Genomic DNA, 19,211 nt, shown 5'->3' with positions numbered 1-19,211 from the left:
GTGTTACAGGCTGATGGACTGGCTGGTCTGGCGCAGAAAGAACGCCTTGACCTGTTCGGGCGGTAGCGGGCGGCTAAACAGATAGCCCTGCAAATGTGTCACGCCACGGTTGATCAGCCAGCTTGCCTGCTCATCCGTCTCAACGCCTTCCGCCACGCTCATCAAATTCAGTTTCTTTGACAGCTGTAAGACTGTATCCAGTACGGGCGAGGTAATCGTTTCGGTGCCAATACTTTGAACAAACCCACGGTCAATCTTCAGATAATCAAACGCATACTTTTCAAGATAGATTAATGCACTGTGCCCGGTACCGAAATCATCCACCGCAATTTTAATTCCGCGCTGATGAAGCCAGTTAAACAGTGCGGCCGCGTTACTGTTTTCCACCACAGCACGTTCAGTAATCTCAAAAACGTACTGAAAGTGATCGTGCGGCATGCTGTCCTGCCAGTACAGCACATCATCGCGAAAGCTGCAGGCACCCAGATGCAGCGGCGAAATATTCAGACTGATGCAGGTTCCTTTCGGCAGCGTGTGGCGCAGTAGATGTGCATCACGTGCAACCAGCTCAAAAAGGTGCCGGGTCAGGGGAATGATTTGGTTTTGCGCTTCGGCATAACTGATAAAAATGTCGGGTGAGATTGCTTCGCCTGAAGGGTGCGTCCAGCGAAGCAGCGCCTCAATGCCGTACGATTGCCTGTCTGCTGCTGTGATGATGGGCTGATATTCAACATGAAACTCGCCACGTCGAATGCCCATCGTGATTTCTTTACCGGGACGGCGCACCCGGGACAGTAACACCCAGCTCATCCCGCTGACAATTAACGCAAACAACAGGCTAATCAGCATGATCGTTTGGTAGTCGCTCGCCGATAAGGTTGAACCATAAAGTGCAAACTGAAACGGCAATCCGTCCATTGGCGTCTGCATAAGGGGTGAGGGGATCAGGTGATTTCGCACCAGCGTGGGCTGCCAGCTTGTCAGGGCAGTATTATGCGCAAGTAACGCGATACCGGTAATTTCGGGGTGAGATGACGCTTTGAGTTGATAAGGTGACAGGCTGACATTCAGCGTGACAAACAGGCCTGACTGCTGGGTGCCAGGTTGTTTGATCCAGATGGCCAGCGCCGGTTTTGTTGGCTGCATTGGCGTTCCGGGCAGTAAACGAATATCCCGTTCACGTGTAGGATCGGTGCGCGGTGAGAGCGCGCTGAGCGGCTGAAAGAAACTGCCCGTCGCCGAGGAGCAAAAGGCATTACCGTCTTTAACCAGGATAATGGCGCGTATGTCACCCGCAAAGGCTGCACGCGCGGTTAATTCGTGATTAACGATGTAGCATTCAGACTTAACTAAGGGAAGCAGCGGAATGAGGGTATCTGAAATAAGGGCGTTCACGCTGTGCTGAAAATCGGTGCTGCTGTCGATGAGCAACTGCTTGTGTTGTTGCTTGCGATGGTGCTGGGTCTGAATAAGCAAAACAGACGTTAACAACAAGAAAAACAAACTACCAACAATCGCGCTCTTCCACGCGATGCGACGAGGATAAGTTGCCTGGCGTATCAGCGCCCGCGACAATGGCATGAAGTGCTTCCCCTGATCAAAATACAAAACTAAATGATGCACAATCGCACACATTTTCGCGTTTGAGAATATAACGAGTCAGTTAGTAATGTCTCGTTATTATTTTGATAAACAAGTATTTTTTTACGTTGATTCGCTGGATTCAGAAAAAAAAACGCTGCATAGGCAGCGTTCTTTTTTCTCTGGCTGAGAGGACGTTCGTTCTACACTAGCTCGGATTTCGACTTAATACCCGACGTGCTTCGCGATAACGTTTTTTCCAGTAATCTTCATTAAGGCTGGAGATCATCACGCCGTTGCTGGTCGAGGCATGAACAAAGTTGTCGTTGCCAAGATAGATACCAACATGACGGCCGGTGGAACCTGCACGGAAGAGGACTAAGTCACCCGGGCGCAGTCTGCTGCGTGCGATTTCTTTCCCTGTTCCCTGCTGTTCGGAGGTCGAACGAGGAAGATCTAATCCAAATTGTTCACGAAAAGTACGCTGTACGAAAGCGGAACAATCAATGCCGCGTTTAGTATCACCGCCAAGACGGTAACGTACACCTTTCCAGCTCGCGTATTGATCCATGATGCGTGTCTTAACATCGACATTACGCACCATCTCTTCGAACTCATCCTGAGACGCTTGAAGTAAAAAACCATTCTGGTTGTTAACTTCATGATTCTCGATTTTTGCGTTATGGGTACTGCTACAAGCTGAGAGGAGTGTTGCCAGCGCCAGAGCGGGCGCTATCCGCCAGATATATCTCAGTATTGGTTGAGACTTGACCATTATTCGGGTTTTCCTTCGAAGTCCTTACGACAAGATTGTCGCCAGCCAGATGACAAAACGGAATGAGATTAATAAGCCAGCCAGAACAAGACAACGCTTTAATTATAAAAATGTGTAAATCACCACAATTTATCTGTTAAAGAATGCTTAATACCGCGACTTCTTTCTCACTGCGACCGAGATTAACCGATTCCCGAGGCCGTGGCGAGTGCTTTTAATCAAATTCTGATAGGTTTTTTTGATACTTATCAAACTTAAATGACTTGTTCACTTTATCAACAGGAATGCAAGTGTAATAACAGGATGAAAGGGGAAAACAGACGCTAATTCCAGGCATAGTGCGGGTTGCGGGGAGGGCGGCGGCGCGGCTGGCTTTCATCAGACAGGATAAATCCTGTAATATCATCGGCTTCAGCGTGATTTTTTGTTAGCGTGCTAATTGTTACTTTGAGTTTTTTATAAGTAAGGGCGGTTTAAAATTTAATCATTAACCCGCCCTCGCTAATTAATTACCCTTGGGGTTTATTTTTGCCCGGTAATTTGTGATAAAACCAATTAACCAGATAATCACTTGCCGGTGTTAATAACCACCAGCTCAATCCCACCAGAACAACAGAAAGCGAACCTACCGTAATATCCGTAAACCAGTGCGCGCCAGCCATCACGCGCGGCAAAGCGAATAAAACGACAATAACCACGCCGACTAAAAACGGGCGAAAGCCAAAATAACGCCACATAAATGCCGCAAAGATCATCAGCATCATGCCATGATCGCCGGGAAAACTGTCCTTTGACGCATCTTTAGCGGGAATGCCGGTCAGCTCACTGACACGATGCACGCCGTCAAAAAACAGCGTCGGGCTGGCGTGTTTGACCGGCAACAGATGGCCGGCCTGATTCAGAACGACCGCGGTCACAAGCATGGTAATGCCAATGGCCAGCATACGACGTCGACCGGTGGGCGTTTCGCGGTACCACAGCCACAGATAGAGCAAGCCCATTGCCAGCAAGGACACGGCATCAAAGCCGCGAAAATTAGTGATGGCAACCAGCAGGGCAAACGCCGGGTGAGCAACCATCTCATTATTGAAGGCGAAAAAAATCCCTTTATCAATTTCAAACCAAAACCCGTGATGAGGCGGTAAGTACCAAGAAAAAAACAGCATCATCCCCAGTGCATTAAGCAGGAGGATGGTGACAAGACGTGTTGCGTGCATAAATCTGCCCCAGTAAAAAAATAACCGCCGACCATAACCATGTCAGCTTAAACGAATCTTCAACAAGGCGGATTGTAAACTATTCCAGTCGGCAGGTGCGGAATGAATCATCTCAACACGGCTGTCTGGCGGCGTTGTGTCCAGCAATTCATAATGAAAATCCTCCCCCTGACGATTGATACTGACTGAGCCTTCCTTTATTCGCAGGAAGCCTTTGACCCGATCTACAGGGGCAAGCCTCGCCCATTCAAGCAGAGGCTGAGCGTCAAACACCGTTTCATTGTCAAAAAGCCAGCCGCAGGCGACATAACCCTGGCCCTGATTGAGCGCCCGACGCCACGCGCTCTGACCGTCAAGACGCATTGCCGCAATACCACTGCCCGGGGGCGTTGAATGAGAGTGATGTGCAGGATGCGGAATGTCGCGCGGCGCGCCTCGCGGTTTGTCCAGCAAGGCTGGAGGGATACGGCCAAATTCCGTAGCCACAAACGGCCGATCGGCCTGATGCGCTTCCCGCCATTGTGCCAGGCGCTGCTTATCATGGTCACTCCAGCGATCGCGTTTATTGCCAATGATGATGTCGGCGGCGAGGAGTTGATCGCGAAAGTTTTCATTATTGAGGATACGTGGGTCGGCAAGCTGGCGCGCATCCAGCAGCGTCAGCGTCGCCTGAAGCGTGAGCCAGGGCTCATAGGCAGGCGAGGTCAGCATGGTCAGGAGCTGGCGGGGATGGCCGAGTCCAGTGGGTTCGATTAATAAACGGTCGGGTTTATTCTGCTTTAACAGCCTGTTCAACCCAATTTGCATGGGCAGTCCGTTAACGCAACACATACAGCCGCCGGGAATCTCTTTTAGCGTGGCGCCGCGGTTGGCAAGTAATGCGCCATCAATACCTATCTCACCGAATTCATTGACCAGTACAGCCCAGTTTTCCCCGGCGGGCTTATGCGCTAACAGGTGAAGCAGCGTAGTGGTCTTTCCGCTGCCTAAAAATCCGGTAAGGAGGTTAACACGTGTCATGCCTGAAGCTCCTGCAAAGCATTATGCGAATATTGTTATAGTATAACAATATTCGCATGCCGCACGCGCCAGTCTGGATCAGTCGGCGCGTCCCATATAGCGGCGCTCTGCCACATGGATGCGAATGCGCTCACCGTTACTGAGATATTCGGGCACCTGCACGACCAGGCCTGTACTCATCCCGGCAGGCTTTGTGCGTGCGCTGGCCGACGCGCCTTTAATTCCGGGCGAGGTGTCCACAATTTCCATGTCAACCGTCTGAGGTAGTTCAAGCGCCAGCACCTGTCCGTCCATGGTGAGCACCTGGATACCGGGAATGCCCCCTTCAGGGATAAACAGCAGTTCTTCTTCTATTTGCTCTTTTTTGAAGGCGTAAGGCGTGTAATCTTCATCGTCCATGAAGACGTATTCATCACCATCAATATAAGAGAAGGTGACGCTGCGGCGGCTCAGCGAAATGGCATCAATAATTTCATCGCCTTTGAAGCGTTCTTCTACTTTCATGCCGGTGCGCACATCGGTAAAGCGCATTTTATACAGCGTTGCCGCGCCCCGGGCGCTTGGGCTCTGGACATCAATGTCTTTCACCAGCAGCAGTTTGCCGTTATGGGTGACAGCCATTCCTTTTTTGATTTCGTTCGCTTTTGGCATTGCGGTTCTCGCTGACAGAGTGATAGTGCGCGCAACGTTACTCGCGCGGACGTGAACAGGCAAGACAGCGCGAAAAATTTTGTGCCTGATGGCGACTAACAGGATAAAGCCACCTCAGTATACATCATGGATCATGACGTCATTGGCGTTGCAAACGCGACATCACAGCATGACCGGCGATCGGCGCCTGGCCTGTTTCTCTGTAAAGGTGATGTCAGGGTAAGGCACGTTCTGTTATCGTGCGCGCTTTAGCGGTTCGAGGAGGTAAAAGATGGAATGTCGTACAGACTGTGGCGCATGTTGTATTGCCCCGAGCATTTCCTCGCCCATTCCGGGAATGCCACAGGGCAAACCCGCTAATACCCGGTGCGTTCAGCTTGCGGATAATAACCTCTGTAAAATTTTTGGATCGCCTCTGCGTCCGAAAGTGTGCGCCGGACTACAGCCATCGGTTGAGATGTGCGGTAGTAACCGTCATTATGCGATGGATTATCTGATTCACCTTGAGCAAAGTACCGCCCCCTGATTTCCCCGGTGCAGGTTCCCGTCTTCGCTGCGTTCGTTGTCTTTTGAGACATCATCACTGTTTAAAAACGCCGCATTTCTGGCTGTATTGTCGACGGCATAATTTATCCTCTGGTGCATGTTAATCGCTCCCTGCCTGCATGGCGTCCTGAATTTGTTCGTATCTTTGTAAAAGTGTTTGCTGACGCTGAAGCAGAGCAGAGGCATGCGATTAATGGCAAGGAGCTGACGTTGCTGAAATTCCCCTCCTGTTAATCGACCTCATGTCACCCAGACTTCAGCACGCTTTTTAAGATTATCCTCTGATCTCACTGAATTGTGCGTAACGTCAAAGATCTGCTACGTCGTTGACGCATTTTCTTGCCAGTGACACGCATGTTCAGCACAATTCTTGAAACGTTTCAGCGTTGCTGTAGCGGCCTTTACTGGCACGAACAGCAAGATTCGACACCAGTAAGCTGAAACGATTCAATCAGCAAGCGAGGAGAATTATGTTCCAGCTCGAATTGCAGGCCATCCATACCGGAGCCAGCGCCCAAAATAAAGAAGATGCGATTCGTCAGGTTGCGGCGGCACTTACTGCTGCAGGTAACGTGGCGGAAGGTTATGTCAACGGTATGCTGGCACGTGAGCAGCAGACCTCTACCTTTTTGGGTAATGGTATTGCCATTCCTCACGGCACCACCGACACACGCGATCTGGTGCTGAAAACCGGCGTGCAGGTCTTTCAGTTTCCGCAGGGCATTGCCTGGGGCGACGATCAGACCGCCTATGTCGCGATTGGTATTGCGGCCAAATCCGATGAACACCTGGCCTTGTTACGTCAGCTTACGCATGTGCTGAGTGATGACTCTGTTGCCGAACAGCTTAAAACGGCCTCAGCGGAAGATCTGCGTGCGCTGCTGATGGGTGAGAAGCAGCCCGCGGCGTTCAGCTTTGACACCTCCCTGATTACCCTCGACGTCAATGCACGTGATTTGATGACGTTGCAGGCCTTAAATGCCGGGCGTTTACAGGCGGCGGGCGTGGTTGATGCCAGCTATGTCGCGGATGTGGTGTCCCGCCATCCTCTGAGTCTGGGACAGGGCATCTGGCTCAGTGACAGCGGTAAAGGCAATCTGCAAAGCGGCGTAGCCGTCAGCCGCGCAGCGAGCGCGTTTGAGCACCAGGGCGAACCGGTCAACATGCTGATAAGCGTGGCAGCCGTTGATGAGCGTCCTCTGGACGTGCTGGGCTACCTCAGCGCGTTGCTGCAGAGTAATAAGGCCGATCGTTTATTAAAAGCGGATGCGGCAGGTGTCTATGCCCTGCTGACCAGCGAAGTCGACGAGCAGGCGGACCAACTGACTGCAGAATTCACGATCCGCAACGAGCATGGCTTACATGCGCGTCCGGGTACGGCACTGGTGAGCGTTATCAAGCAGTTTAACAGTGAGATCACGATTACGAACCTCGACGGCAGCGGCAAACCGGCGAACGGACGCAGCCTGATGAAAGTGGTCGCGCTGGGCGTGAAAAAAGGCCATCGCCTGCGTTTCACTGCCAGTGGTGATGATGCACAGCAGGCATTAGACGCCATCGAAGAAGCAATCAACAGCGGATTAGGTGAGGGGGCAGCATGACCAGACGTGTGGCAACTATCACGTTGAATCCTGCGTACGACCTGGTCGGCTATACGCCTGAAATTGAGCGCGGTGAAGTGAACCTGGTGAAAACCACCGGATTGCATGCTGCCGGTAAAGGCATCAATGTTGCCAAGGTGCTGAAAGATCTGGGGATTGATGTCACCGTAGGGGGCTTTCTGGGGAAAGATAACCAGGATGGTTTCCAACAGCTGTTCAGTGAATTGGGGATTGCTAACCGCTTTCAGGTGGTCAATGGCCGTACCCGCATCAACGTCAAGCTCACCGAGCAAAACGGGGACGTCACCGATCTCAACTTTTCCGGCTTCAGGGTGACCGCGCAGGACTGGGATCGTTTTACCAGCGATTCATTAACCTGGCTGGGTCAGTTCGACATGGTTTGCGTCAGCGGCAGCCTGCCGGAAGGTGTCGATCCTGACGCCTTTACCCGCTGGATGACCGAACTGCGCACCCATTGCCCATGCATTATCTTCGACAGCAGCCGTGAAGCGCTGGTCGCAGGCCTGAAGGCCGCACCATGGCTGGTCAAACCCAACCGTCGCGAGCTGGAAATCTGGGCGGGACGTAAACTCCCTACGTTGCAGGATGTGATTAACGCAGCGCACGAATTGCGTGAGCAGGGCATTGCACATGTGGTGATTTCTCTGGGTGCAGAAGGCGCACTTTGGGTCAATGCCTCAGGTGAATGGATTGCTAAACCGCCGGTGTGCGAGGTTGTCAGCACCGTTGGGGCAGGTGACTCCATGGTAGGTGGCCTGATTTATGGCCTGTTAATGCGTGAATCCAGTGAACATACGTTACGTCTGGCTACTGCGGTAGCCGCGATGGCCGTGAGCCAGAGCAACGTTGGCGTTACCGATCGTACCCAGTTGGCCGCAATGATGGCGCGCGTCGACTTACAACCCGTTAACTAACAGCAGGAGAGCGATAGTGAAAACGCTGCTGATAAAAGATCCTTCAACAGGACTGGCCTCTGCCTACATGGCAAAACAACGTCTGGCTGCTGCGGCTGCGCAGGCGGGGTTGACGCTAACAGAAAACCCGGCGGAAGCCGAACTGGTGATTGTCACCGGTCAACATGTGCCTGACGATGCTGCGCTGAACGGAAAATCCGTCTGGCTGGGCGATGTTCAACAGGCGGTCAGTGAGCCAGAACAGTTCCTGAACCGTGCGAAAGCCGAAGCGAAACCCTGGCAGGCCCGCGCAGCCGCTCCGGCTGCAACCCCTGCAACAGCGTCAGCTAACGGACCAAAACGCGTGGTTGCCGTAACGGCCTGTCCAACGGGCGTAGCACATACGTTTATGGCGGCTGAAGCTATTCAGGCTGAAGCGACCAAACGCGGCTGGTGGGTAAAAGTTGAAACCCGTGGCTCTGTTGGTGCAGGTAACGCGATTACGCCAGAAGAAGTGGCGGCGGCCGATCTGGTGATCGTGGCGGCGGATATCGAAGTGGACCTGGCGAAGTTTGCGGGTAAACCGATGTACCGTACCTCAACCGGCCTGGCGCTGAAGAAGACCGCTCAGGAACTGGATAAAGCCGTTGCTGAAGCGAAGCCGTTTAAACCGTCCGGCGCGCAAAACAGCAATCAGGAAGAGAAAAAAGAGGGCGGAGCAGGCGCTTACCGTCATCTGTTAACAGGCGTGTCTTACATGCTGCCGATGGTGGTGGCTGGTGGTCTGAGTATCGCGCTGTCGTTTGCGTTTGGTATTACGGCGTTTAAAGAGCCGGGTACGCTGGCGGCTGCGCTGATGCAAATCGGTGGCGGCAGCGCGTTTGCCCTGATGGTGCCGGTACTGGCGGGTTTTATCGCGTTCTCTATCGCGGACCGTCCGGGCCTGACGCCAGGCCTGATTGGCGGGATGATCGCCACCAGCATCAACGCGGGCTTCCTTGGCGGCATCATCGCGGGCTTTATTGCGGGGTATGCAGCCAAACTCATTAGCGGCAAAGTGAAGCTGCCACAAAGTATGGAAGCGTTAAAACCTATCCTGATCATTCCGCTGTTTGCCAGCCTGATCACCGGCTTGCTGATGATCTATGTGGTCGGTAAACCCGTCGCGGGCATCATGAGCGGTCTGACCAGCTGGCTGGCTCACATGGGAACGGCTAACGCTATCCTGCTGGGTGCTATTCTCGGCGGTATGATGTGTACCGACATGGGTGGTCCTGTTAACAAAGTTGCCTACGCTTTCGGTGTCGGTCTGCTGAGTTCACAAACCTATGCACCGATGGCCGCCATTATGGCTGCGGGTATGGTGCCACCGCTGGCAATGGGGCTGGCGACGCTGGTTGCCCGTCGTAAATTCAATAAAGGTCAGCAGGAAGGAGGTAAAGCCGCGCTGGTTCTGGGCCTGTGCTTTATCTCAGAAGGTGCGATTCCGTTTGCCGCTCGTGACCCCATGCGCGTCCTGCCATGCTGTATCGTCGGCGGTGCGGTGACCGGTGCCACTTCTATGGCGATTGGTGCCAAACTGATGGCACCGCACGGCGGCCTGTTCGTGCTGTTGATTCCAGGTGCAATTACCCCGGTACTGGGTTACCTGCTGTCGATTGTTATCGGCACAGCTATTGCCGGATTAGGGTATGCGGTGCTGAAACGCCCGGAAGAAGAACTGGCGAAAGCCTGATCTTAAAAGGAAAAAGGAGCCGCCAGGCTCCTTTTTTTAACGTTGCTCTGATTTGAGCCAGGCTATTTCATCTTTCCAGATATCCGGATTGATGGTCTCCAGAATCAGCGGAATACCATCGAAGCGCGAATCCTTCATTATCCAGCTAAATACGGTTTTACCGATATTGCCTTCTCCCAGGCTGTGGTGACGGTCAACCCGGCTGCCCAGCGTACTTTTGGCATCATTCAGGTGCATGCCACGCAGATAATTAAATCCGACTATGCGATCAAACTCGGCAAAGGTTTCAGTACAGGCTGCTTCGCTGCACAGGTCATATCCGCCGGCGAAAGCATGGCAGGTATCAATACAAACACCTACGCGAGATTTATCTTCAACGTGTTCGATAATGGTCGCGAGATGCTCAAAGCGAAAGCCCAGATTACTGCCCTGTCCGGCGGTGTTTTCAATCACGGCGGTGACGTTGCGGGTCTGATCCAGTGCGATATTGATGGACTCAGCGATACGTTTTAAACAGGTCAGCTCGTCAATCTGCTGTAAATGGCTACCCGGATGAAAATTCAACAGTGTCAGGCCCAGTTGCTCTGCACGCTGCATTTCATCCACGAAGGCATCGCGGGATTTCTGCAGGGCTTCCATAACCGGATGCCCCAGATTAATCAGATAGCTGTCATGAGGCAGAATCTGATCTGATGAAAAGTGGTATTTCTCGCAGGCAGCGCGAAAGGCAGCAATGGTCTCGTCCGAGAGTGGGGCGGCTTTCCACTGGCGCTGATTTTTGGTGAACAGCGCAAACGCCGTGGCTTCCAGTTCATGCGCGCGGATCACTGCCTGATCCACACCACCCGATGCGCTGACGTGCGCGCCAATATACTTCATGCCGTTCTCCTGAAGGGTTCAACTCAGTCTGAACGGCATGATACACGATGACACTGGGGCAAAACGCAGCGCGGCGGAAATTTTTACACCCGGATTAGGCAGGCAAACAGCAGCGCGACAGGATAATATCTGCTGCCCCGCAGAACAGAGCGGCGTCAGAAAGGACAGGCTGCCAGCATGGCGAGCTGGCAAGCGTCTGCAACAGAATGATGCGGGGACTAAAAAGGTTGGGCAAACCTGTCAGTGGCGGAGTTGCGCGATATCTTTTTCGCTCAGGCCGGTCATTTTGATGACGGTAGGGCGGTCAAAGCCGTTAGTTAACATGACCCGGGCAATCTTCAGCGCTTCTTCCTTTCTGCCTTTCTCAAGACCACGCTGTTCGCCCAAACGGATACCTTTCTCAATCCCTTTTTGTTCCAGCTGTTCTGCAATGGTCATCAGTGCGTCTCCGTGTTGCGGCACCCGCTGTGCCAGCTTATGGATTAAGGCGTGCGCATCCGACACCTCGCCCGCCTGCACCATGTAGTTTACCAGCGAGATAACCTGTGATGAAGAGAGATATTCATTTGTGAGAATAGCCACCAGCCTGTCAAGCATCACGGTCAGATTACGCTGATGGATGTGCTTCTGAAGTAACGTTAAGGCGGCCATACGGCGGTGGTGCAGGATCTCGTCGTCAGGGATACGCGTTACGTCAACCAAAGGGAAAGCCGCCGTGTAAAGTTTGCCCGCCTGATCCGGTAACGCAAAGCCATCCAGCCAGCAGAGAGAATAGGGATAGGGGCTACGTTTACCGGTATAGAACAAGACGGGAATGACTAACGGCAGCGTTTGATGTCCGGCTTGCAGATGGCGATGCATGGCGGCCACCGCATAGCGCATTAACCTGAAGGCCATGTGTTTATCCGGACCAGACTGGTGTTCAATAAGGACGTGGATATAGCCTTCGCCGGACGCGGTTTTCACGCTGTACAGCACATCGCTATAGTACTGCCGCAGGTCGTCCTCGACAAAAGAACCCGATTCCAGCTTAAGCGTGGTCAGATCGCACAGGGCGCGCAACGCTTGTGGCAGGTGGATAGCCATAAAATCCCGTGCCACGTCCGGCTCGGTCAGAAACTGTCGGAACAGCGCGTCGTGAGGTGTCGGTGTTGGGGACGTTCTCTTCATCAGTTCCGGCTCGTAAAAATCACCGGTCTACAATAGAGCTACGGGAGGATCTTACCTAATAACAATGGTTTAATTTACGACGCTTCTCGCAACGCTGGATGAGATGAACACCTTCAGCACGCGAGCAAACGGGCTAACCGGCCTGCATGCGGCCGGTTTAATAAAGACATGAACGTGCCTTACGCGATAAAACGCTGAACCAGCAGGTTAATCGTGCCGCCGCCCAGCACCAGCCAGCCAAAGACCAGTGCCCCCAACAGCACAGGTTTATAGCCCGCTGCACGCAGGGCAGTGAAACGGGTGGTCAGACCCAGTGCCGCCATTGCCATGGTCAGCAATATTCCTCCCAGCGTGTTGAACATATTCACCCATCCGGCCGGCAGCCAGTGCAGCGAGTTGAACAAGGCGACAACGACAAACATCAGGGCAAACCATGGAAACGTCACCGGCTTTGCGCTCTGCTGTTCTGCCTGCTCACGTCGCAGGGCGCCGCTCAGCAACAGTAAAAACGGCGCCAGCAGCATGACGCGCAGCATTTTCGCGATAACGGCGCTGTTTTCGGTTTCGGGCGCAATGCTGTGGCCGGCAGCAACGACCTGCGCCACCTCATGAATGGTTGAACCGGTAAAAATGCCAAACTGCGTCAGCGTGACACGGGGAAAAAAGTCATGCACCAGTGGCCACAAAACGGGATAAATAAAAATCGCCAGGGTACCAAAAAGCACCACCGTAGCGACGGCAACGGCCACTTTTGACGGCGCCGCTTTGACCACTGGTTCCGTGGCCAGCACCGCCGCGGCGCCACAGATGCTGCTGCCTGCACCAATTAACCATACAGTTTCGCGGTCAAGCTTCAGCAGACGTCGGCCCAGCAGGCAGGTCACAAAGAACGTACTGCTCAGGGTCAGCACATCAATCAGCAGGCCGCTTAATCCCACGTCGGTGATTTGCTGCAAGGTGATGCGAAAGCCAAACAGAATCACACCGAGCCTGAGCAGTTTTTGTTTTGCCAGCTGTACGCCCGCGTCACACTGGCCGGCAAGAGGCGAGTAAACGCTGTTACCGACGATGATGCCCAGCATAATCGCCAGAGTTAATGATCCCAGACCCAGACGAGCGATGCCTGGCACCCGGGCCACAGCGGCAGTCACGCTGGCGATCAGGCCGCATAACAACAGGCCGGGTAGCCACTGCTGAACGAAAGGATTTTTTGAGAGGGTGATGTCTGCCATGATTACGCTCCTGGTTGAGCGCTCATCATCATGCGGGGCTTGTTAAAAGTGAAATTGATTATATATTTATAATCTACCGCTATAAGTGATAAGGCAGGAACTATGCTGTTTGCACGACTGAAACGCTTAATCACGCTCATCAAACGCGATGTGCTGACGCTCGCCTTTGCCTGTCGCGATCCTCAAACACCGCTGTGGTGTAAAGGCCTGGCCGCCGGGTTGCTGGCGTACGGCATAAGTCCGATCGATTTGATTCCGGATGTTATCCCGGTTGTGGGACTAGTAGACGATGCCGTCATTATCCCTGCCGGTGTCATGTTACTGCTGAAAATGCTGCCGCGCGAGGTTCGGGCCCGCAGCGTCGCGCGTGCGCAGCAACAGCGTGCACGCGGTAAAAAAGTATTGGGTGTACTGGGTGTGATTTTTCTGCTGTGGATCGCCCTGATCGTTTGCCTTGTCGCGCGCTAAGTGATTCCGGAGTTTTCATGCATATTACCCTGCGACAAATTGAAGTGTTTACCGAGGTGCTTAAAAGCGGCTCTACCACCCAGGCTTCTCAGGTGCTGGCACTCTCCCAGTCTGCTGTCAGTGCCGCCCTGGCTGATCTGGAAAACCAGTTAGGTGTGCAGCTTTTCGATCGGGTAGGAAAGCGGCTAGTGCTCAACGAACATGGCCGGTTACTTTATCCCCGTGCCGTTGGCCTGCTCGAACAGGCCACAGAAATCGAACAGTTATTTAAAGAAGATAACGGGGCTATTCGTATTTATGCCAGCAGCACCATCGGGAATTATCTGCTGCCAGGGATGATTGCCGGTTACCGCCGTGATTTCCCCACGTTGCCTTTAGAGCTGAGCGTGGGAAACAGTCAGGACGTGATCACAGCCGTTTCCGATTTTCGCGTCGATGTGGGATTAATTGAGGGGCCGTGCCATATGACAGAACTGGTCAGCGAGCCCTGGCTGGAAGATGAACTGGTGGTCTTTGCCGCACCGGACGCCGCCATTTTGCAGCAGCCCGTCACGCTGACCTCGCTGGCTGAGGCCACCTGGATTCTCCGCGAGCGCGGCTCAGGTACGCGCGAGATTGTCGATTATCTGCTGTTGTCCCATTTGCCGACATTTCAGTTGGGCATGGAGCTGGGCAACTCCGAAGCGATAAAGCATGCCGTGCGGCACGGGATGGGCATCAGTTGCTTATCACGTCGGGTGATTGCCGAGCAGTTGAGCGCCGGGACGCTGATTGAGCTGAAAACGCCTTTGCCGAATCTGACGCGCACGCTTTATCGCATCCACCATCGACAAAAACACATCTCAAAAGCCCTGTCGCGGTTTTTATCGTACTGCCGGGAAACGTAAACGCCCGATGAATGGTGGTTTAATCAGCGGTTCAACCCCTTGAATTTCAGGGAAACAGGCGGCGCCGCTAATAATTTCGCGCCAATCATGAAGGTAACTAATAACAGCGTAGCATTCGCTATACAGCGTGGCCTTTGCTGCTACAATCGCGCCTTATTTTTACCCAGCGTAATGTTTACACATGCATAATGATACAAATACAACACAACAACCTGCGTTACGACGCGATCTAAAAGCACGCCATCTCACCATGATCGCCATTGGCGGATCAATCGGTACAGGTCTGTTTGTGGCATCCGGTGCCACCATCTCTCAAGCTGGCCCCGGCGGGGCATTACTCTCATATGCCTTAATTGGCTTAATGGTCTATTTCCTGATGACCAGCCTCGGCGAACTGGCCGCCTTTATGCCGGTTTCGGGCTCCTTCGCCACCTACGGTGCCAAATACGTGGAAGAGGGCTTTGGTTTCGCCCTGGGCTGGAATTACTGGTACAACTGGGCGGTCACCATTGCTGTCGACCTGGTGGCATCGCAACTGGTTATGAATTACTGGTTCCCCGACACGCCGGGCTGGATCTGGAGCGCACTGTTCCTGAGCCTGATGTTCCTGATCAATTACATTTCAGTCAAAGGCTTTGGCGAGACCGAATACTGGTTCTCCTTGATCAAAGTCGCCACCGTCGTGATCTTTATCGTGGTGGGCGTGTTGATGATTGTGGGCATTATGCGTGGCGCGGAAAATGCAGGCTGGCATAACTGGCAGGTAGGCGATGCGCCGTTTGCCGGAGGCTTTGCGGCGATGATCGGTGTTGCGATGATTGTCGGCTTTTCTTTCCAGGGGACTGAACTCATCGGCATAGCGGCGGGTGAATCTGAAGATCCGGCGAAAAACATTCCGCGCGCCGTGCGTCAGGTGTTCTGGCGCATCCTGCTGTTTTATGTGCTGGCCATTCTGATTATCAGTCTGATTCTGCCCTATACCGATCCGCAACTGCTGCACAATGATATTAAAGATATCAGCGTGAGTCCGTTTACCCTGGTGTTCCAGAATGCCGGCCTGCTGTCTGCGGCGGCGGTCATGAACGCGGTGATTTTAACGGCGGTACTGTCGGCCGGTAACTCCGGGATGTATGCCTCAACGCGCATGTTGTATAACCTGGCGTGTGAAGGTAAAGCGCCGCGCATTTTTGCCCGGCTGTCAAAAGGCGGCGTACCGCGTAATGCGTTATGGGCCACCACCGTCGTCGCGGGTTTGTGCTTTTTAACCTCAAAATTTGGTAATCAGGAAGTCTATCTCTGGCTGCTGAATACCTCCGGTATGACAGGCTTTATCGCCTGGTTAGGGATTGCCATCAGTCACTATCGTTTCCGTCGCGGTTATGTGGCTCAGGGGCGCGATCTGAGCGACTTGCCTTACCGCTCAGGCTTCTTCCCACTGGGGCCCATTTTTGCCTTTGTACTCTGTCTGATTATTACGCTCGGTCAGAATTACCAGGCCTTCCTGCAGGACACCATTGACTGGTACAGCGTTGCAGCGACCTATATTGGCCTGCCCTTGTTCCTGCTGATCTGGCTGGGTTACAGGCTGGTGCGGGGCGGACGCATTGTGAAATACAGTGAGATGGAATTTCCCCGCTCATAACGGTTAAAAGCGCACGGTAAACGCCGTGCGCTTTTACGTTACGTCATCACTATTAACATTCCATGAATTGATAATTATTATCACCTGCACTATTGTGGCTGCGTTTTTAATTTTGGAGCCATTACTGGATTGAACCATGACAACGGAATCCTCGTTGATTGGTGCTGAAGCAGGCCATCAGCCCATACTGAAAAATTATCATCAGGTTTTGCGCCGTCGCCTGTTATGGATAGGGGCGTTGCTGGTGGCGATCCTTGCGTCACTGGTTCTGGACTTTACGCTCGGCCCGGCCGGACTTTCGCTATCGACGTTGTGGCACACGCTGCTCTCACCCGAGAGCGTTGATGCAGGCACGCGCGTCATTGTCTGGGATATCCGCCTGCCTTATGCGCTCATGGCCATCGTGGTCGGCCTTGCACTGGGCCTTGCCGGCGCAGAAATGCAAACCATCCTTAATAACCCGCTTGCCAGTCCGTTTACGCTGGGCGTTTCCTCGGCGGCAGCGTTCGGCGCCGCACTGGCCATTATTTTAGGCGTAGGGATTCCGGGGATCTCCGGTCAGTGGTTTATCTCAGCCAATGCGTTTATCTTTGCTCTGCTGGCCGCCTTAATGCTGGACGGCATTACGCGCTGGACGCAGGTCTCGTCATCTGGCGTGGTGTTATTTGGTATTGCCCTGGTGTTTACCTTTAATGCGCTGGTGTCGATGATGCAGTTTATCGCCAGTGAAGATACGTTACAGGGGCTGGTGTTCTGGACCATGGGCAGCCTGGCGCGTGCGTCCTGGGAAAAACTAGGCGTACTGAGCGCGGCTTTTGTGCTGTTGGTGCCGTTTTCCCTGCTCAGTAGCTGGAAACTGACCGCACTGCGCCTGGGGGAAGACCGGGCCGTGAGTTTTGGTATCGACGTGCGCCGTCTGCGCCTGGCGACTTTGCTGCGTATTAGTGTGCTATCCGCCTTAGCGGTCGCCTTTGTCGGCCCGATTGGTTTTATTGGCCTGGTCGCACCGCACATCGCCCGTATAATGTTCGGCGAAGATCATCGCTTCTATCTACCGGCCAGTGCGCTGACCGGTGCCCTTGTGCTGTCGCTGGCTTCAGTGGCTTCCAAAAACCTGATTCCCGGAGCCATTATCCCGGTCGGGATTGTGACCTCGCTCATTGGGGTGCCGTTTTTCCTGAGTATCATTTTGCGTCACCGAGGGCATGTGTAATGGAACAGGGATTACGCCTGCGCGGCTTCACCACCGGTTATCCTAAACGTCAGGTCATTGATAACCTTCACGTCGAGCCGTTACCGCGTGGCGAAATCACGGTCCTGCTGGGACCGAACGGCTGCGGTAAATCCACCTTACTGCGTGCGCTGGCCGGGCTGAATAAAGGGCAGGGCGAACTGTGGTTAAACGGCGAAGATCTGATGACTCAGCCGTTTGCCCGCCGGGCCAGACAGGTTGTGTACCTGCCGCAATCGTTGCCTGCGGGGGTGCATCTGCATGTGCTGGAGTCCATTATTGTCGCGCAGCGTGCGTCATCGGGCCTGCACAGTCCCGCCAGTGAAGCCGATGTCATGAAACTGCTGGATCAACTGGGCATTGCCCATCTGGCAATGCGGTATCTGGATCAGCTCTCGGGTGGACAAAAGCAGCTTGTTGGCCTGGCCCAGTCGTTGATTCGCCGGCCTGCGCTGTTACTGCTGGATGAACCGCTGAGTGCGCTGGATTTAAACTACCAGTTTCACGTTATGGATTTAGTGCGGCGTGAGACGGCGCTGCGCAATATGGTGACGGTGGTCGTGGTCCACGATATCAATATCGCTTTACGTCACGCGCAGCATGCGCTGATGCTCAAAGCGGGACAGTTAATCGCAGAAGGCGCACCGGATAGCGTGATCACGCCCACTACGCTGGCGCAGGTTTATGGCGTGCAGGGCCGCATTGAGCACTGTTCCCGCGGAATGCCGCAGGTCATGATTGACGGATTAGTCCGGGAAGGGCTGATGTAAAAAAACGGGGATGGCGCACGCCATCCCCGGTTGTGTTATCCCACCAACAAGTGCTGCGCATGAAAGCGCAGATGATCTTCCACGAAGCTGGCGATAAAGAAGTAACTGTGATCGTAGCCTGGCTGAATACGCAGAGTTAACGGGAAATCCATCTCCTGCGCCACTGCCTCTAATCGCTCCGGCTGAAGCTGATCCGCCAAAAACTGATCGCTGTCGCCCTGATCGATCAATAACGGCAGGCGATGCTGAACCTCGCGCATCAGCTGACAGCTGTCGTATGCCCGCCAGGCCTGGCGATCCTCTCCCAGATAAGCGGTGAACGCCTTTTGTCCCCAGGGCACATCGGCGGGATTCACAATCGGCGCAAAGGCGGAGGCGGAGGCAAAGCGGTTTGCCAGGCGTAACGCCAGCATCAGCGCGCCGTGTCCGCCCATAGAGTGCCCCATGATCGACTGACGTTCACTGACCTTAAAGTTATCGGCAATCAGCGCAGGCAGCTCCTCACTAAGGTAGTCGAACATCCGATAGTGGCTCGCCCAAGGCTGCTGCGTCGCATTGAGATAAAAGCCCGCGCCCTGGCCCAGATCATAGCCCTCGTCATTGGCCACCGCCTCACCGCGCGGGCTGGTATCGGGCATGATCAGCACCAGCCCCAGTTCAGCGGCGACGCGCTGCGCACCCGCTTTGGTGGTAAAGTTTTCGTCATTGCAGGTCAGGCCTGCCAGAAACCACACCACCGGCGGGGGCGAATCCCCGCGCGGACGGGGCAAATAGATGCTGAACGTCATCGGGCAGTTCAGCACCTGAGAGGGATGACGCCAGCGCTGCTGCCAGCCGCCAAAAATACGGTGTTCTTCCAGTAACTCAAGAGAAGATGTCATAGCGCCCCCGA

Annotated in this window: 18 protein-coding genes; 9 read left to right on the top strand and 9 right to left on the bottom strand. The window is 53.8% G+C overall.

Annotated features, from left to right (window positions below; translation table 11 throughout):
• Positions 1 to 3: 3 nt before the first annotated feature.
• The 5 genes from C7434_RS08955 to yeiP all read right to left on the bottom strand — a co-directional run bounded on the left by C7434_RS08955 (position 4) and on the right by yeiP (position 5,244).
• Entirely contained in the window at positions 4 to 1,581 is a 1,578-nt protein-coding gene (locus tag C7434_RS08955; protein ID WP_033740578.1) for a cyclic di-GMP phosphodiesterase, read from the bottom strand.
• A 208-nt stretch (positions 1,582 to 1,789) separates the two neighbouring features.
• Entirely contained in the window at positions 1,790 to 2,356 is a 567-nt protein-coding gene (gene mepS, locus C7434_RS08950; protein WP_006119961.1) for a bifunctional murein DD-endopeptidase/murein LD-carboxypeptidase, read from the bottom strand.
• 509 nt (positions 2,357 to 2,865) lie between these two features.
• Complete coding sequence (locus tag C7434_RS08945) at positions 2,866 to 3,573, bottom strand: phosphatase PAP2 family protein (protein ID WP_006119960.1); 708 nt, start codon at positions 3,571 to 3,573, stop codon at positions 2,866 to 2,868.
• Between the two features lie 42 nt (positions 3,574 to 3,615).
• The gene (locus C7434_RS08940; RefSeq protein ID WP_033740576.1) at positions 3,616 to 4,593 is read right to left on the bottom strand and encodes a GTP-binding protein; all 978 of its coding nucleotides are present in this window, start codon (positions 4,591 to 4,593) and stop codon (positions 3,616 to 3,618) included.
• A gap of 78 nt (positions 4,594 to 4,671) precedes the next feature.
• Complete coding sequence (yeiP, locus tag C7434_RS08935; protein WP_006119958.1) at positions 4,672 to 5,244, bottom strand: elongation factor P-like protein YeiP; 573 nt, start codon at positions 5,242 to 5,244, stop codon at positions 4,672 to 4,674.
• 271 nt (positions 5,245 to 5,515) lie between these two features.
• Here yeiP and C7434_RS08930 point away from each other — a divergent pair, with 271 nt between their 5' ends.
• From C7434_RS08930 to fruA, 4 genes are all read left to right on the top strand, one after another.
• Positions 5,516 to 5,770 (top strand): YkgJ family cysteine cluster protein, encoded by a 255-nt coding sequence (locus C7434_RS08930; protein WP_006119957.1) that lies wholly within the window; start codon positions 5,516 to 5,518, stop codon positions 5,768 to 5,770.
• A gap of 490 nt (positions 5,771 to 6,260) precedes the next feature.
• Positions 6,261 to 7,391, top strand: a complete 1,131-nt coding sequence (gene fruB / locus C7434_RS08925) for a fused PTS fructose transporter subunit IIA/HPr protein (protein ID WP_006119956.1) — start codon at positions 6,261 to 6,263, stop codon at positions 7,389 to 7,391.
• A complete protein-coding gene (gene fruK / locus C7434_RS08920) occupies positions 7,388 to 8,326 on the top strand; it encodes a 1-phosphofructokinase (protein ID WP_006119955.1) in 939 nt (312 codons plus the stop codon). Before fruB ends, fruK begins: the two co-directional genes overlap by 4 nt.
• Before the next feature lie 16 nt (positions 8,327 to 8,342).
• On the top strand, positions 8,343 to 10,040 hold the full coding sequence (gene fruA, locus C7434_RS08915; RefSeq protein ID WP_006119954.1) for a PTS fructose transporter subunit IIBC: 1,698 nt from the start codon (positions 8,343 to 8,345) through the stop codon (positions 10,038 to 10,040).
• A gap of 36 nt (positions 10,041 to 10,076) precedes the next feature.
• Here the strand turns inward: fruA and nfo are convergent, their stop codons facing one another.
• The 3 genes from nfo to C7434_RS08900 form a co-directional block, all read right to left on the bottom strand.
• Positions 10,077 to 10,919, bottom strand: a complete 843-nt coding sequence (nfo, locus tag C7434_RS08910) for a deoxyribonuclease IV (protein ID WP_033740573.1) — start codon at positions 10,917 to 10,919, stop codon at positions 10,077 to 10,079.
• A gap of 240 nt (positions 10,920 to 11,159) precedes the next feature.
• On the bottom strand, positions 11,160 to 12,089 hold the full coding sequence (locus C7434_RS08905; RefSeq protein ID WP_033740571.1) for an Rpn family recombination-promoting nuclease/putative transposase: 930 nt from the start codon (positions 12,087 to 12,089) through the stop codon (positions 11,160 to 11,162).
• A gap of 179 nt (positions 12,090 to 12,268) precedes the next feature.
• Entirely contained in the window at positions 12,269 to 13,321 is a 1,053-nt protein-coding gene (locus C7434_RS08900; protein ID WP_033740569.1) for a YeiH family protein, read from the bottom strand.
• Between the two features lie 102 nt (positions 13,322 to 13,423).
• Here C7434_RS08900 and C7434_RS08895 point away from each other — a divergent pair, with 102 nt between their 5' ends.
• The 5 genes from C7434_RS08895 to C7434_RS08875 all read left to right on the top strand — a co-directional run bounded on the left by C7434_RS08895 (position 13,424) and on the right by C7434_RS08875 (position 18,319).
• Entirely contained in the window at positions 13,424 to 13,789 is a 366-nt protein-coding gene (locus C7434_RS08895) for a YkvA family protein (RefSeq protein WP_033740567.1), read from the top strand.
• A gap of 17 nt (positions 13,790 to 13,806) precedes the next feature.
• Complete coding sequence (yieE, locus tag C7434_RS08890) at positions 13,807 to 14,676, top strand: DNA-binding transcriptional regulator YeiE (protein WP_033740566.1); 870 nt, start codon at positions 13,807 to 13,809, stop codon at positions 14,674 to 14,676.
• 181 nt (positions 14,677 to 14,857) lie between these two features.
• Positions 14,858 to 16,318 carry an amino acid permease gene (locus C7434_RS08885; protein WP_033740564.1) on the top strand — a complete coding sequence of 487 codons (1,461 nt, stop codon included), beginning with the start codon at positions 14,858 to 14,860 and terminating at the stop codon, positions 16,316 to 16,318.
• Positions 16,319 to 16,454: 136 nt separating this feature from the next.
• Positions 16,455 to 17,531 (top strand): iron ABC transporter permease, encoded by a 1,077-nt coding sequence (locus C7434_RS08880; protein WP_133745373.1) that lies wholly within the window; start codon positions 16,455 to 16,457, stop codon positions 17,529 to 17,531.
• Entirely contained in the window at positions 17,531 to 18,319 is a 789-nt protein-coding gene (locus tag C7434_RS08875) for an ABC transporter ATP-binding protein (protein ID WP_033740562.1), read from the top strand. Before C7434_RS08880 ends, C7434_RS08875 begins: the two co-directional genes overlap by 1 nt.
• Before the next feature lie 35 nt (positions 18,320 to 18,354).
• Here C7434_RS08875 and fghA read toward each other — a convergent pair whose 3' ends face one another.
• The gene (gene fghA / locus C7434_RS08870) at positions 18,355 to 19,200 is read right to left on the bottom strand and encodes an S-formylglutathione hydrolase (RefSeq protein WP_006119939.1); all 846 of its coding nucleotides are present in this window, start codon (positions 19,198 to 19,200) and stop codon (positions 18,355 to 18,357) included.
• Between the last annotated feature and the right edge of the window lie 11 nt (positions 19,201 to 19,211).

Origin of the sequence: Pantoea sp. PNA 14-12 (assembly GCF_004364735.1) — a bacterium.
GTDB lineage: Bacteria > Pseudomonadota > Gammaproteobacteria > Enterobacterales > Enterobacteriaceae > Pantoea > Pantoea stewartii.
The sequence above is the reverse complement of the archived record's forward strand: the minus strand, read 5'-3'. Positions and strand labels throughout refer to the sequence as shown.